This is a genomic window from Actinoplanes lutulentus, from assembly GCF_003259845.1.
Classification (GTDB): domain Bacteria; phylum Actinomycetota; class Actinomycetes; order Mycobacteriales; family Micromonosporaceae; genus Actinoplanes; species Actinoplanes lutulentus.
Window position 1 is genome coordinate 90,188 of sequence record NZ_QLMJ01000001.1, and the last position, 14,337, is coordinate 104,524.

The following is a 14,337-nucleotide window of genomic DNA, read 5'->3' on the forward strand; positions in this document are numbered from 1 at the left end:
GCCACCGTGGAGCAGCATCCGTCACCGCACCGGCCCGTACCGTCGGGGGATCCGGGCACCGATACCGGTCAGGATGTCGTTCGGATTCGTGCCGGCCCACTGCGCCCACTCGGCCGCAGTAGGTTCGCCGTCGGTGCCCGGGCCCAGCATGACCGCGATGTCACCGGGACGGACCCGCAGGTCACCGACGTCGATGACGATCTGGTCCATCGAGACCCGGCCGACGACCGGGCAGCGGACACCGTGGATCGCGACGTGCGCGCGGCCGGTCGACTGCCGCGGCACGCCGTCGGCGAACCCCAGCGGTACGAGCGCGAGGGTCGTCTCGCGGCTGGTGACGTGATCCGGGCCGTACGAAACACCGGTGCCGGCCGGAACCCGCTTGGTGAGCAGGACCTGAGCGCGCACGGTCATCGCCGGGCGAAGCCCGAACGTGCGGCCCGGGACCGGTTCGATGCCGTACAGCGCCAGACCGGCCCGGACAAGGTCGAATCGGGTCTGCGGCAGCTGCAGCGTGGCCGCGGAGTTCGCCAGGTGGGTGATCGTCGGGTCGAGGCGGGCGGTGACCGCCGCCTGGCGGGCCGCCTCGAACGCCCGCAGCTGCCGCCGCAGCCCGGCATCGCCGGGAGTCTCCGCGTTCGCCAGATGTGACCAGAGGCCCCGGATCCGGATCAGCCCGGCGAGTTCGAATTTGCGGGCCCAGGCCATCAGCTGCGGCCATTCCTCGGCGACCGCTCCCCCACGCGACATCCCGGTGTCGGCCTTGAGGTGTACCTGGGCGACCACGTTGGTTCGGTCGGCGGCCTCGGCAACGGCTTCCAGCGCCGGCAGCGAGCCGACCGACACGTCGACGCCCGCGTGCAGCAGGTCATCGAAAGTCTCGGTCGGCGGATACATCCAGATCAGCATCGGTGCGGTCAGCCCGGCCGCCCGTAACGCCGTCGCCTCGGCCGGGGACGTCACCCCGAGCCAGGTCGCGCCGTGATCCAGCGCGGTCCTGGCCACCGCAGCCGCGCCGTGACCGAATCCGTCGGCTTTGACGACGGCCATCACGGCCGCGGTGCCGGCCGCCCGGGCGAGCAGGACGGTGTTGTGCGCGACCGCGTCGAGATCGACGAATGCCTCGGCCATGTTCATCGGCGCACGACCGGCAGCACCGTTGTCGGCGCAGAGGACCAATCCGCGACGGGCTCCGGCTCCGGCTCCGGCTCCGGCTCCGGCCTGGAACGAGCCGGAGCCGGAACCGCAGTCGGACCCGGAAGATCGAACAGCCAGGACGCGCCGCTGACAGTGAGACCGCGATGCAACACCAGGCAGAACCAGATCAGCAGAGCGGTCAGCGCCACGGGCAGGACCGTCGCCAGAACAAGCTGCGCCCCGACGCCCGCCCCGGAGAACGGCCGTAGCAGCGCAAGATGCAGCAGCGCGAGCAGCGGCATATGCATCACATAGATCGGCAAGGTCTGCCGCCCCAACCCTGCCAACCGCGTCGCCAGCCACGGCAAACGCTGCAACTGAGCGGCAGCGGCCACACCAAGAACCACGGCGAGCCCGCTCGCCACCGGCCAGACACCGAACCACCGCTCAGCGCCGAGCAGCCGCAGCGCGGCCATCACACCGAGGTAGCCGACCACGCCGAACACCACCAGCCGCATCGTCGCCTCGTCGGCCAGCCTCTGCACCCACGGCTTCAGCCGCAGCCCGGCGAGGAAGAACAGCAGGTTCTGGTAGAGCTGACCACGGTTACCCGGACTGGCGAGCAGACCGGCCGACGCCACCGCCGACAGCAGGAACGCAGCACCCAGCACGACCACCACGGGCACGCCCCGGGTCAGCTTGGCCACCACGAAATAGACGGCGAGCGCAATCAGGTACCACAGGTTGGTGGGCGTAATGGTGAGCTGCTCCAGCACGTCAAGAACGCTGCGGGCGGCAAGGGTGTCAAACGCCGGCACCAGGGCGAGCACCATCGTGTGCACGGCGAACCACACCGCGTACAGATAGAAGAATTTGATCGTCCGGCCGCGCCGGACCACCCGCCACGGACGCTGGACGGCCGCGGCGGCGAACATGCCGGAGATGGTGAAGAACAGCGGCATGCGCAACGGCAGCAGCTGCTCGCCGAACGTTCCCCACGCGCCCGGCAGCGGCACCGGCAGATGCCAGTCGATGCGCAGGTAATGCTTCATGATCACGTGCCACAGCACCACCAGGATGATGCACACACCCTTGGCCAGATCAGCCCACTGCGCCCGGCTTTCGCCGGTCACGACCGCGCCAGGTCCGCCGGAACGTGCAAGGCCGTCCGCAGCAAAAGATCAAGCAGATCAGGGTACGAGGTACCGGCCGCCTGCCACATCCGCGGAAACTGTGACATCGCGGTGAGGCCGGGCATCGTGTTGACCTCGTTGACCGTCGGCACCATCCGGCCGTCGATCACGGGCAGGAAGAAGTCCACCCGGAGCAGCCCGGCGCAACCGAGCGCCCGGAACACCCGCAGCGCGGTCAGTTCCAGCGCCTCGGTCGTCGCCGCGTCGAGGTCGGCGGGGATGGTGAACGTGGTCCCCTGCCCTTCGCGGTATTTCGCCTCGTAGTCGAAGAACGCGCGCTGCGACCCGACGCCGATCTCCAGCGTGGGACCGGCCTCGATCACACCGCCTGGCTGCTCGAGCACGCCGACGTCGACCTCCCGGCCAGGAACGGCAGCCTCGACGAGAACCTTCGTGTCGGTTCTGCGGGCCTCGGCCACGGCAGCGTCAAGCTCGACCCAGTCGCGAACCACCGAGACACCGATGCTCGACCCGCCACGGGCGGGTTTGACGAACACCGGCAGGCCGAGCCGAACCCGGTCGGTCTCGGTGACGATGTCGCCGACATGACGCAGCACCACACCGTCCGCGACCGCGATGCCCTCGGCGGCCAGGATCTTCTTGGTGAACTCCTTGTCCATCGAGGTCGCGCTCGCCAGCACCCCGCTACCCACGTACGGGATACCGGCGAACTCCAGCACGCTCTGCAGGGTGCCGTCCTCGCCATACGGTCCGTGCAGGCACGGCAGCACGACATCGACCTCACGCAGAGCCGTCAGCGCCGCGAACATGCTCTCGATCGGCGTCGCCGTCTGGTGCGGGTCCTCCGGGGTCATCGTGTGCAGGGCGTCGACATCGACCTGCTGTCCCGGCCGGTCGGTGCCCACCAGCCAGATCCCATCAATGGTGATCCGGATCGGAACAACCGTGTATCGAGTGCGGTCAAGGAACCGCAGCACGCTGGCCGCCGACTTGCACGACACGTCGTGCTCAGCGCTGCGCCCGCCGAAAATCACCGCGACTGTCACCGCAGAGGTCATGAAGGTTTCCGCATTCCGTGGGCCAGCCGTGTGCTGCTCCACCGTCAGCCAGACACGACGAGGCACCGTCGCCGGTGCGCTCTGGGCACGGATTGTGCGGTGATCCACTGCTCACCGGGAAGACCACTTCCTGCTCAGTTTCCGCGGATCGGGAACCTCTCCACGCGTCAGCGTGAGGAATGAGGAGAACGGGCCACCCATTCCGCACTCAAGATCACTACGCGTCAAGCAGGGCAATGATCGCGAATGCCCCAGCCGTGACCAGCGTGCTGGCCGCAACGGCTGCCGCAGCAGCTCGACGCGGACCGTCAGCAAGCCAGCCGGCTGCCGCGATCGCGAGACCCCATGGCAGCGACCACGTCAATGCCGCCTGCCCCAGGGCTGTCACCTGCCATGAGTCGACGACTCCAACCCAGAGGATCGGCGCCAGGACTGCGATCGTTGCGCCGGTGATGAGCCATCCCCATCGGGGGCGAGACCCCGCAACTGCAGGCATCAGCAGAGACACGGCGGCACAGCACGCGACGGTCATGGCAACGATCAGCACGGCGGTCAGCGGGAGCACCACGGCCAGGTGCCGAGTCGGCAGCCCCGTCGCGCCGCCGATGTTGAACCAGTCCCGCGAAGCGGCGACACCGCCACCCACCAGCTGAGATGCGCAGACCGCGGCCACCACGGCGGCGCGGCGACCGTGGTGGGGCCGGACAAGAAGAACCAGGCCGGCAACTCCCACCCCGGCCAACAGCGGCCAGAGCGCAGGGATGGTGTCCCAGCCGAACCGATCGGTGTACTTCACCACCCGCCGCACCGACCACCCCGCAGCGCCCGTCGCCGCCGCCGCGCTCATCAGGACCACGGCACCGACTACTGCGGCGTGCTGCGGCCGAACGACCACATCGTCTCGCGTCATACCCGGACAACGGCGACGCCCACTGCGAGGATCCTGCCGCCCGGCCTGACTTCCCGGGCGAATCCTGCCTATCACCGAACGCCGCGCCGACCGGCTCTCCCGCGGGGTCCGGACCCGGATCGCGGGCGTCATCGCTCGGGAGCAGCTGCGCTCCCGCAGATTGCCGTCGCCCAGGCGGCGTGGGCACCGATATCAACGGTACGGATTCTGCTGGTCCTGCACTTGCGACTCCTCGGCCAGCCACTGCCGAACAGGTTCCGGCGCGTCGGTCCAGGACAGGTGGGCGAGCGCCAGACGCGCACGCGCTTTCCCCGTGCCGATCGCACCCAGGGCACGGATACAACGCCGAGCTCCCGGCAGATCCTGGTACGCGTAAACGAACTGGTCGATCAGCCCAGGCAACAGGTCCACGGCGGCAGGGTGCTGCATCCGGCCCAGCGCGTCCACGAGATGCCCGGGTTGAGGCGGCCGGGCATCCGACTCGAGGACCTCACACAGCACCGCCGCGACGTCGGCTAGCCCGGCGGCCGCGGCGAGCTGGACTATCGCATCCAGGTCCGCCCACCGCGCTTCAGCGGCGAGCCTGCGCACCATCAGCGGCGCAGCGGCACCGAAATCAGGGACAGCGGCGGACACCACCTGCGCCGAGCTGGCGTCGACCGAACCGGCTGGCAGAACCCGCAGAACCTGCGCAGCCAGCTGGTCGATCCGATCGGCATCGGCCACGGCGCGGTCGAACGGCCGAGGACCACGGACCTCGCAGGGCGGCACACCCCAGTTGGCGACATCCCACGGCACGTCGCGCCACGGCGACACGATCGCGCCGGCGGCGATCAGGGCACGCGATTCACGATCGTTGCGGTAGGCCACCGGGATCACCGTCAGCGCCAGTGGCTCACCGGTCGTGCGGGACTTCGCGGATTCCGGCCGGATCCCGTGCCGCGGACCGGGCCCGGTCGACATCCACTCGGTCAACGGCACCTCGAAGTCGCTCCACGGATGCCCGATCACCACGAGCACATCGTCGAGTTCCGACTGTCCACCAGCCATATCCCGGCAGCCTACGAAGCCGTCGCAAGCGTTTCACAGAGATGGGATCGAGTTAGTTAGCACTGTCCTGACAGTCCAGCCGTCCGAACCCGGTTGAGACAGCCCCGCAACAACGTCAGACGGTGCTAATCATTGCCTTCGCCCGCGAGCAGGACCCGCAGACGCCTAACCTCTTCCACGAGGCGCGGCACAGCCTCCCGCGCCATGGCGATGAAAACTGCGTTCCCATCCCAGCGTTCGTCGCCGGAATCGACGTATCGCGGATGCTGAACCAAGGTTGCGGCAACGATGTCTCGATGATCAAAATCCGGCCACCTTTCGCCGGCGCCGGTGTCGGGAACCGTGCTCACCGCCACCAGGCTCATGGCGAAGTCATCGTCCAAGGCCCGGACGAACCACGGCGCCGGAGTGGCCGCGGAGCACAACTCCTCGATCGTCACGAGTTCATCTTCATGCATGTGTCCACCTTCCACAGCCCGTTGAGCCGACCTGAAGTGCCTCGCAGCCAGCAGGCGCGTGCGGCCTTAACACTGTTGCAGTCACCCTGTTCCTCAGCCACGCGAGGCGGTCGCCATTTCAGGCACCGTGAACAGGGTGATCGCAGGTGAGTGGTCGCACGAGCGGGGCGGCAGCCCGTAATTCGCAGGTGCTTCATTGCAGGGTATTGCGCGCCCAGGTCACTCCACAGCCGAGTACCAAGAACAGGCCGACGGCGCCGATTCTCAGCCATGGAATCGACCGGAGTCGCCGGTCGAACGCGATCGATCCACTGAACACGACACCCACCGCAAACATGACGATCAAGAAGATCGTGATCCATCGCCACGGGTGGGACCAGCTGTCCCAGAACGCCACGGCGCCGAGCCCGGCCGCGCCAAGCGGGACCACCGTGAAGAACGACAGCAGGATCGCGAGGTGCACTCGCTGAGAGGTGGTCACGCGGTCATTTCCTCGCCGTCATGACCGAGCGCGGCGAGAAGGCCCAGAAAGACACTCGCCTCGTTCACGGCGGCGATCATCGGGGTCCGGGCGGGTTGGCGCATTGCGGCTCCGTCCATGGAAAGGCCTGATGAGCGTAGGCCGTACTCGGGTAATGGAGAAAGGGCTCGCACACATGCCGCAGCCCCCAACGCCGAGTGACATCAAACGAACTCCGCTTGGACACGGAGGCGTTCGGGCAGCAGACACCGGCGCCTGAATCAGACGCTCTCTGACGGCGCCCGTCGGGTCACGGTGTCGCCAGGTCGGCGGTCTCCGCATCGTTGAACGGAATCCGAGCAACGCACAAGAACGCCCGCAACGTCGTCGCGAGCCCGTCCAACTGATCGTCCTCGACGAACGCGTACCCGCGATGGGACCAAAGATCGGCGATCTGCTCCGCCGTCTGCCGCAGAGTGTCCTGATCCGGTTCGGACATGGTGTTCTCCTGTCGCCTCGCAGGAACTATCGGGCCCACTTCAGAAACCGCTCGAAGAGCGCGGCGGGTGACTCATCAGCGAGCACATGTGCGGCGTCCTCGATTTCCATCCACAACCGCATGGCGAGTTGCACCGGGTCCGGCGTCGATGCCACCAGGTACTCCCGCGCCGGATCGCACGGCCATGCCTTATCGCAGCTCAGGCAGTTGTACGTGGCCCGGTCCGGCTGGTGTTTAATCACGGCGCCGCCGTCTTCAGGTCGGCGACGACCTCGTCGATCCAGGCCTGTTCGGTGCCGGGCATGCAGATGATCCGGCCGACCTGCGCGTCGCCGCCGAACACCCATGGCCGTGGCAGCGGCCCGGGTTGCCGAAGCGTCACGGTGAAAGCCAGAGGCAGCCGGTCCGCCGGCCAGCCGATGCGGTGCAGGGCTTCCGCGGTGTAGGCGGCCAGCTCGCGCGCCTGCCGGGCGCGTTCCCGGTGTACGCCCCACCCGTGGTCGAACAACGCGGCCCGCAACAGCAGCGGGGTGTGCCCGGAGCGTGAACCGGCGATCGTGGTGTCAGCCGCCCCGATGTAGGACACCGGCCGCTGATCCTGCAGGGCCGGCCTGCGCGGGTAGATCAGGACCGCGCAGGGCATCAGGGTAGACAGGAACTTGTGCCCGGACACCACCACGCTCGTCGCCCCGGCACCGAAGTCGAACGCTGGCCGCTCCCGTAGTGGCAGCAGGGCGAGAGGCAACCCGGCGAGCGCCGCGTCCACATGGATGCGCCTCCGCACGATCCCCAGGTCGTCGCAGAGCGACGCGATGCCGGGGACGTCGTCGACTGCTTCACGTTCGGTGGTCCCGACGGTCGCCACGATCATCGCTGCCTTGTCCCGGTGTTCCTGCAGCGTCGAGCGCAGGTCGTCGAGCATCATCCGCCCGTCGTGATCGACGCCGACCCGCGCCAGCGGAGCCCGCACGATCCGCGCCGCTTTCGCCACCGAGTAGTGCGCGGCCGTGGAGGCATAGACAACCAGGTCAGGGTGCGCGGTTGCGGCCTCGTCGACGGCGTGCAGGGTTCCCTCGCTGGCGCCGGAGGTGACGTATCCCCAGACGTCGTTGCCGCCGCCGAACAGTGCGCCGAGGCAGCGGACCACGTCGATCTCGGCTTGTTTGGTGTGGTTGGGTCCGTGCCCGCCCTGCCACGGATCGCCGACGTTGTTCAGCAGCCGCGTCGTCATCACCTCCGCGAGCTGCGGAAAGCTGAGATCGGTGGCGCCGGGGAACGCGAGGTTGAAGTGCGCCGCCGACCGGCCCGGCTCGGACAGCACGAACCGGCCGGCGGAGTCGAAGAGCGTCATGACCGTGCCCGCCGATCGGTCTCAGCGACCCGTACCTCGTGATCGAGAGCGGTCATCCACGACAGCACATGCCCGACCCGGCTCTCCTGATACAGCGTGCTCAGGCTGACTTTCAGATAGGGATGCGGCGACAGGATCTCCGGCGTCGAGAACGCCTGATGGCTCCAGATGGTCACCTTGCCGTGCCCGCCCGCGGCACGCCGGTCAGCGACGAACGCCCGCTGCCCGTCCGGTCCGTCCGGCGCCCCACACACGTACAGAAACGTCCCCGGGATCTGCAACGCGCTGCTCGCGGTGCGGCACACCTGCGCCCAGGTCCCGGTCCGGGTGTCCAGGCTCGACATCACCAACCCGAGATACACGGCGTCATCGCCGACGCCGACCGCCCGGTCCGCGATCTCCCGGCGCACATCCCACAGCTGGCCCTTCGCCCGCCCACGCGCAAGGTCGACGAGCGCGCCCAGAAGGTCGACGGGATCGTCCGGTTCGGGTCCGGCCAACCACAGCTTGGTCGCGGCCGCGACCTGCCCACTCTGCTGCCGAAAGATAAAGGCCAGTCCGTACGGAGATAGCGGCCGTTTGTAGCGTCGTTCCCAGGCCGCATCCGCGTGCCGGACGTTCATCTCCCGTGCCCGTTCGAAGATTCGCCATTCCAGGTCTTGGCGGCGCCGGGTCTGTTCGGTTTCTGCGGCGTGGGTGTGCTGGTCGGTGTCGAGCGGATCAAGGCGTGGCCGGCGTGTGCCCTGGTGGTGCAGCGGGGAGCGTTGGGCCGGCGGACGCCAGCCGTGCTGGGGTTCGGTCATCGCGGTCATACCTCGACGTCCCCGAGCGCCGGATCCTGGACCGTCCGACCATCTGGCACACCTCGCCCGATGCCCTCATAGACATCTGGACGAGCGCGCCTCAGCCACCATCCGACCCCTGCCGCTGTCAGCACGGCTACGCCGATTGGCGCCGCGACCAGCCACGGCCGCCCCGACCCGGGCGCGGTGCCGAGCAGCGTGCCCAGGCTTGACGCCATGAAGATCAGCACCAGGATGCCGAGAATCCCACCGGCGAACGGGCACACCTGCCGCACCCACACCGACTCGGACCCACCCAGCCCTTGATCGAAGAAGTGCAGGGCTGACCAGGACGCGGCCGTCAACAACAGCAGCACGCAGAACGCGCCGATCGTCGACAGCCACGGAAAGATCGTGCCCATCGGATCGGCGCCCGCGATCGTGAACAGGCCGAGAACCAGCGCCGCCGTCACCGACTGCACTGCCGTGCCGCCGAGCGGCGCCCCGCCCTTTGCACCCGGACTCACGCGCGCCCAACGGGCTGGCAGGACACGCTCCCGGGCGAGGGCGAACACGTAGCGGGCGACGGCGGCGTGGAACGACGACATCGCGGCGAGAATGCTGGTCACCAGCAACAGCGTCGCCAGGTCAGCGATGCCAATCCCGTACACATCGGAAAGAAGCGCGAGCGGCTGACGGGCCTGATCCCCGGCAGCCTGCCGAAGGTCGGCGAAGCCGACCCAGGCGCCATACGCCCACGACGCCAGGCAATAAAGGATCCCGCAGCCACCGATCGCTGTCGTCGCGCCAACGGCGAGGGCCCGGTGGGAGAGGGCCTCCTCCGCGTAGGCCATCACCGTGTCGGTACCCGCGAACGCCGCCGCCGCATAGATCAGCAGCGTCGCCGCGGCTCCCGAGACGAGCAGGCTCGACGGAGCGAACACCAGCCCGGCACCCATTCCGCCGCTGCGGTGGGTGAAGCCGGCCGCGATGAACAACACGACCACGGCGACCTCAAGGGCCAGCAGAATGCCGAGCACCTTCGCCCCGACCGCACCCGGATACTGCCCGAGCAGTAGAACAATCAGCCAGCCGATCGCCGCCCAAACCCACCAGGGGCCACCGACCAGCTCGGCCAGGGTGGTGCCGAACAGTGGGTACAGGCTGATCTGCAAAGCGTTGTAGCCGACGAACGCGATCCCGGCCCCGACCAGGCCGAGCATCGGACTTCCGCCGACGGCGAGTTGGGCATAGAACGGCGCGCCATGGCGAACGTGTCGCCCAACTGCCACATAGCCGACCGCAAGGATCCCAATGACCGCCATGAGCAGCAGAAATGACAGCGGCACCCCAGCCGCACCGGTCGCGGCATAGGTGGCTGGGATACCACCGTTGAGTACGGTCTGCGGCGAGCTCGCGACGATCGCGGCCCCCGCTAGCGCGGCCGGACCCATCGTGAACCGAGCCAGCACCTTCGGTCCGGACGTCACTCGATCACCAGCTCAGAAGCCATCCGCTCGGCGTCCGGCGGAATTGGAGACTCGTTGACTGGAAACGTCACGTCAAGGACACGGCCGGAATGGCTGGGAAAGGCAGCGATAAACGATCCGCCCATGGCGGAAGCCTCCTGAGGGGTGAAAGGCGATCAAGTAGTTCGCCCGAGGGAATGAGCACCGATGGGGTTGCCGGATTCGGTGGCCTTCGAGTGAGCGTTCAGGCTGTGCGGACGCCGTCTAGTGGCTCTGCCTGCGGCGACGCGTGCGGTTCCGCATCTGGGAATGTCCACTCGCCACACCTCGGGCACCATCGGCTCTTGACCTTGAAACTGAACAGCCCTGCCAGGTAGGCCACGGCGACTCCTAGGGACACAACCCCAATGATCATTTGATTCACCACCTCAAATTGAGCAGGACCAGCGGACCGGGTAGTCAAATGTAAAGACCGTCCCGTACGGCTAAGGGAATTCGCCGCTCACCATTTTGTGATCCAATTATTTGAGATACGGTGCCATCGGAAAGGTCAGCGCTGTCCGGTTCTGTGTCCCGGACAGTCAGGACAGTCGGGCCACTTTCCTCACGGGGGCCGCCAATGATCGGCAAAGAACAGAACTTCGGCGAAGCGCTGCGACACCTGCGAGACGCGCGCGGCCTGTCGGTACGGCAACTGGCCGACCTGGCCTGCATCTCCAAGTCCAAAATCGGAGCGATGGAGCACAGCGACGGCCGCAACGTGGATCCCCGTGACGCTGAGCGACTGGATGTGGTCTTGCAGTCAGGCATAACCTTGACCACAGCAGCCCGCCGCGATCGGCTCGCCGCACTGTCGATGGCTACCCGGGTTCTGCTGGCCGGCCCGAACCGCTACACCGACCTCTCCGCAGTCCTGCTGAAAGCGGGGATCGAACCGTCAGGAGATGACGCCGTGGAGCGACGCACCTTCCTTGGCGCAGGGATCATTCTCCCCGCGTTGACCCTCGAGGCAACACGTCACGGCATGGGTACGTCCATGTCGGGCCGAGAAGAGTTCTCGGTCGATGAGTGGCAAGAGATCGTCGTGGAGCACGGGCATAACTACATGACCATGTCGCCCGATGAGCTGCTCGAAGTCCTTATGGTGGACATGATCGCCATTCAGTACGCCGGCGCGCAGGTCGACGATGCCGGGGCCCGTAACCTTCGACGTGCGAGCGCAATGCTTGCCGCCCTGACCGCGATGACCGTGTCGAACCTCGGCCGGCTACGCGAAGCCCGCCGGTGGTGGCGCACCGCTCGCATGCTCGCTGACCAGTCCACCGATCCGGTGACACGCACTTGGGTGCGCGGCAGTGAAGTTGTCAGGGCTCTCCATGAACAGCGGCCCGTCGAATCGATCATCTCGATGGCCGATCGCTATGAGCTGGAACTCGGCGAGGCTCCACGCGAAGCCCTTCCGGAATTACTCGGAGGTAAAGCCCAAGCGCTGGCGCTGGCTGGCAGATCAGAAGAAGCGAGCAGCAGCCTGTCTAAGCTGGAAGACGTCTTCACCGACCTGCCGCCCTCGGTGACAGGTCAAGGACATCCTTTTGGGTGGCCCGCTTACTGTCTCGGCTTCACCCGCTCCTACGTCCACTCCTTCAACGGGAATTACCCCGAGGCGGAAAAGGCGCAGGACGCCACGATCGCCCTCTACCCGGCCACCCACCGGCGCGGACCCGCAATGATCAAATTACAACGAGCGATCTGCATGTCCAGGGCCGGGGCAGCCGCTGAAGCGGCTCGCGACGCGCAAGCAGTCCTCGAAAGCCTGCCCGCGGCCGACCGCATCCGCCCGATCGCCGGCCTTTCCCGCCAAGTCCTCAACGGCATTCCAGCATCCGCTGAGAAGCTGCCCGAGGTGCGAAGCTACCGGGAGTTCCTCGCCGCAACCCAGCAGATGAGCTGAACTGCATGTCCATTCGAATCAATGACGCGACCCTGCGTCACTCCAGCGCAGACGAAGCCCTCCGGCTGCGCGAGCACCTGATCCCCATCTATGCGGCAACGCACGCGCACTTGATCGACCAGTCGTGGTACGCACCGGAGACCTTCTGGTCCCGCCTCACCAACATGTACGCTAAGGCCCGCGACTTCGACCTGGTGACCGCCTGGATCGGCGCCGACTGCATCGGATACGCGTTCGGCAGCCCAAGAGACGGCGACAGCGAACTCTGGGCTCAGCTGCAGGCCTTCTTCCCCGATGTTGAAGCCTCAGGCCCGATCTACATTTTCCGCGAGTTCGCTGTTGCCCCAACCCATCAACGCCACGGCCACGGCACCCGCATCCACGACGAACTACTACGCGGCCGACCCGAGCAGATCGCCCACCTCCTGGTCCGCGGCGACAATGAACCCGCACAAGCCGCCTACCGCCGCTGGGGATGGACCCACATAGGAACGAAGCGGCCGTTCGAGAACTCGCCCACCTTCGACGCGATGGCCCTCGACCTGGGCGACACGACCCGCTCCGAGGCTGAATGATCACGTTTACTGATCCGAGTTGAGTGCACTCGACTGCCCAGAGAGGCTGGCGGCCTTTAACCGCAGCCTCGGCCCTGTGAGCCGGTAACGAATCGGCGGTGCTCACACGGACTCCGAGTTTCGACTAGGAGTGTGAGGGGTCCCGATAGGGTGTTCGTAGCCCACGAACTGGTCCGGTGAGCGTAAAGTACGCACTACCGGCTATAACTCTTGTACCGCGGGGGATAAATGGCGCAGGTAAGTGTCCGAAAATTCAAGGTGTTGGCTCCGCCGGGCGGCACGAAAATTCAACCACAAGACGTTATTCCTACCGGCAACGTTCAAATGGAACTAAATCTTGCAGAAGTGATCCAAAGAAACGCTCTGGCAATACCCTATAGGGGTCGCCTATTGATGCGGCTAGTAAATCGCGAAATGGCGCTCGTGCTTTCTCTCTTTGGGCGGACACCACCGGGTTTCCCGCTGACACGCCATGACGCATTCGACAGCGCCTCTCTCCATGTCCGACGCTTTGTTTCCGAAGTATTTGCGCTCGGAGGTCTTACGGCCGTGGTGAATCGCGATAACGAGGCATTGCAAGATGTCGCACACTTCGATGCGCTACCTCAGCATCTTCGCCAGCTTTATCCTAATGCCGGAGTGCGACCTGACTTGAGATTCGCAGATGCAGAATCAACGGTTCTTGCCGGTGAATCGAGGGGGCGGAGCAGGGGAAGGCCCTTAACCGCAATGACGTCCGCTGCGCAACGACACCGATTGGACCAACTTCTAGCCTGGAGCCGGCAACCCGGTTGTGATCCGGTGTGCATGGCTTGGTCCTGGATAGAACAGCAACAAACCGAGATCGACTTCTTCAAGTTTGCTGAGGATACGGCAGATGAGCCGATGGGAGAATCGGCCGTTGAGCAGCTCGAAGATCTAACTCATATGGCACCTCCGCTTGCTAGGCGTCCGCCTGGTCCGGCCTCGCCCAGAAGGGAGAGGGAGCGGCGAGTAAAACGCGAGATCATCAAGAACACTGTCGAAGACCATGAGCGTCAACTGGCCGAAACTGCGCCCGACACCATAGCTATTGAGCTGGAAAGGCCTTGGTACGGAGAATGGCTAGACGTGCCAGTTTTCGACGAAACCAAGCCGTCGAGAATGCTGCTTGCAGCTAGCCGCACCGAGGAGTCGAATGAATCCATCAGTTCGTCTGAACCCGACTTCCTAGATGTCAGTAGGAGTGAGCAAGTGGAAGTCTATCTAAACAGTCGAACGATGGTTGCTATTGATTGGACTTCTCGCTCGGATCGTTCATCGAAAAAAGTCGTAGAGCGCATATTGCACCGCGCTAGATAGCCCGATTGGAGACCACGTCTTCGGCGCAGCCTCCATCCGGCGATTACGAACCGTCGGCAATATCTGGAGGCAGGCTAGCTCCAACTCGCTTGGAGCCTGCCTTCCGAACGGTCCGCAATCTTTACCTACGGTGAAAATCGTA

The 14,337-nt window shown here is 66.1% G+C and carries 15 protein-coding genes; 3 read left to right on the plus strand and 12 right to left on the minus strand.

What is annotated here, in order from left to right; all coding sequences use genetic code 11:
- Nucleotides 1-21 precede the first annotated feature (21 nt).
- The 12 genes from alr to B0I29_RS00355 form a co-directional block, all read right to left on the minus strand.
- Complete coding sequence (alr, locus tag B0I29_RS00300) at nucleotides 22-1,137, minus strand: alanine racemase (protein ID WP_220091243.1); 1,116 nt, start codon at nucleotides 1,135-1,137, stop codon at nucleotides 22-24.
- Nucleotides 1,134-2,270, minus strand: a complete 1,137-nt coding sequence (locus B0I29_RS00305) for an acyltransferase family protein (RefSeq protein ID WP_111646758.1) — start codon at nucleotides 2,268-2,270, stop codon at nucleotides 1,134-1,136. Before B0I29_RS00305 ends, alr begins: the two co-directional genes overlap by 4 nt.
- Nucleotides 2,267-3,349, minus strand: coding sequence for a D-alanine--D-alanine ligase family protein (locus B0I29_RS00310; RefSeq protein ID WP_111646759.1), 1,083 nt, complete (start codon nucleotides 3,347-3,349; stop codon nucleotides 2,267-2,269). The genes B0I29_RS00305 and B0I29_RS00310 overlap by 4 nt, the downstream gene beginning before the upstream one ends.
- Nucleotides 3,350-3,566: 217 nt before the next feature.
- Nucleotides 3,567-4,259: a hypothetical protein gene (locus B0I29_RS00315; RefSeq protein ID WP_111646760.1), complete on the minus strand. Its 693-nt coding sequence runs from the start codon at nucleotides 4,257-4,259 to the stop codon at nucleotides 3,567-3,569.
- A 192-nt stretch (nucleotides 4,260-4,451) separates the two neighbouring features.
- Nucleotides 4,452-5,309: a HEAT repeat domain-containing protein gene (locus tag B0I29_RS00320; RefSeq protein WP_111646761.1), complete on the minus strand. Its 858-nt coding sequence runs from the start codon at nucleotides 5,307-5,309 to the stop codon at nucleotides 4,452-4,454.
- A 125-nt stretch (nucleotides 5,310-5,434) separates the two neighbouring features.
- Nucleotides 5,435-5,767: a hypothetical protein gene (locus B0I29_RS00325; RefSeq protein ID WP_111646762.1), complete on the minus strand. Its 333-nt coding sequence runs from the start codon at nucleotides 5,765-5,767 to the stop codon at nucleotides 5,435-5,437.
- Nucleotides 5,768-5,960: 193 nt separating this feature from the next.
- A complete protein-coding gene (locus B0I29_RS00330) occupies nucleotides 5,961-6,248 on the minus strand; it encodes a hypothetical protein (RefSeq protein WP_146616665.1) in 288 nt (95 codons plus the stop codon).
- Nucleotides 6,249-6,537: 289 nt separating this feature from the next.
- Nucleotides 6,538-6,726 (minus strand): hypothetical protein, encoded by a 189-nt coding sequence (locus B0I29_RS00335; RefSeq protein ID WP_146616666.1) that lies wholly within the window; start codon nucleotides 6,724-6,726, stop codon nucleotides 6,538-6,540.
- A gap of 26 nt (nucleotides 6,727-6,752) precedes the next feature.
- The gene (locus tag B0I29_RS45540; protein WP_111646765.1) at nucleotides 6,753-6,968 is read right to left on the minus strand and encodes a hypothetical protein; all 216 of its coding nucleotides are present in this window, start codon (nucleotides 6,966-6,968) and stop codon (nucleotides 6,753-6,755) included.
- A complete protein-coding gene (locus B0I29_RS00345) occupies nucleotides 6,965-8,077 on the minus strand; it encodes a pyridoxal-dependent decarboxylase (protein ID WP_111646766.1) in 1,113 nt (370 codons plus the stop codon). Before B0I29_RS00345 ends, B0I29_RS45540 begins: the two co-directional genes overlap by 4 nt.
- Complete coding sequence (locus B0I29_RS00350) at nucleotides 8,074-8,880, minus strand: hypothetical protein (protein WP_146616667.1); 807 nt, start codon at nucleotides 8,878-8,880, stop codon at nucleotides 8,074-8,076. The genes B0I29_RS00345 and B0I29_RS00350 overlap by 4 nt, the downstream gene beginning before the upstream one ends.
- A gap of 5 nt (nucleotides 8,881-8,885) precedes the next feature.
- Entirely contained in the window at nucleotides 8,886-10,349 is a 1,464-nt protein-coding gene (locus B0I29_RS00355; RefSeq protein ID WP_111646768.1) for an APC family permease, read from the minus strand.
- A gap of 598 nt (nucleotides 10,350-10,947) precedes the next feature.
- Between B0I29_RS00355 and B0I29_RS00360 the strand changes: the two genes are divergently transcribed.
- From B0I29_RS00360 to B0I29_RS45080, 3 genes are all read left to right on the plus strand, one after another.
- Nucleotides 10,948-12,279, plus strand: coding sequence for a helix-turn-helix domain-containing protein (locus B0I29_RS00360; protein WP_111646769.1), 1,332 nt, complete (start codon nucleotides 10,948-10,950; stop codon nucleotides 12,277-12,279).
- A gap of 5 nt (nucleotides 12,280-12,284) precedes the next feature.
- Complete coding sequence (locus B0I29_RS00365) at nucleotides 12,285-12,854, plus strand: GNAT family N-acetyltransferase (protein ID WP_111646770.1); 570 nt, start codon at nucleotides 12,285-12,287, stop codon at nucleotides 12,852-12,854.
- Nucleotides 12,855-13,082: 228 nt separating this feature from the next.
- Nucleotides 13,083-14,195, plus strand: a complete 1,113-nt coding sequence (locus tag B0I29_RS45080) for a polysaccharide deacetylase family protein (RefSeq protein WP_146616668.1) — start codon at nucleotides 13,083-13,085, stop codon at nucleotides 14,193-14,195.
- The last annotated feature ends 142 nt before the right edge of the window (nucleotides 14,196-14,337 follow it).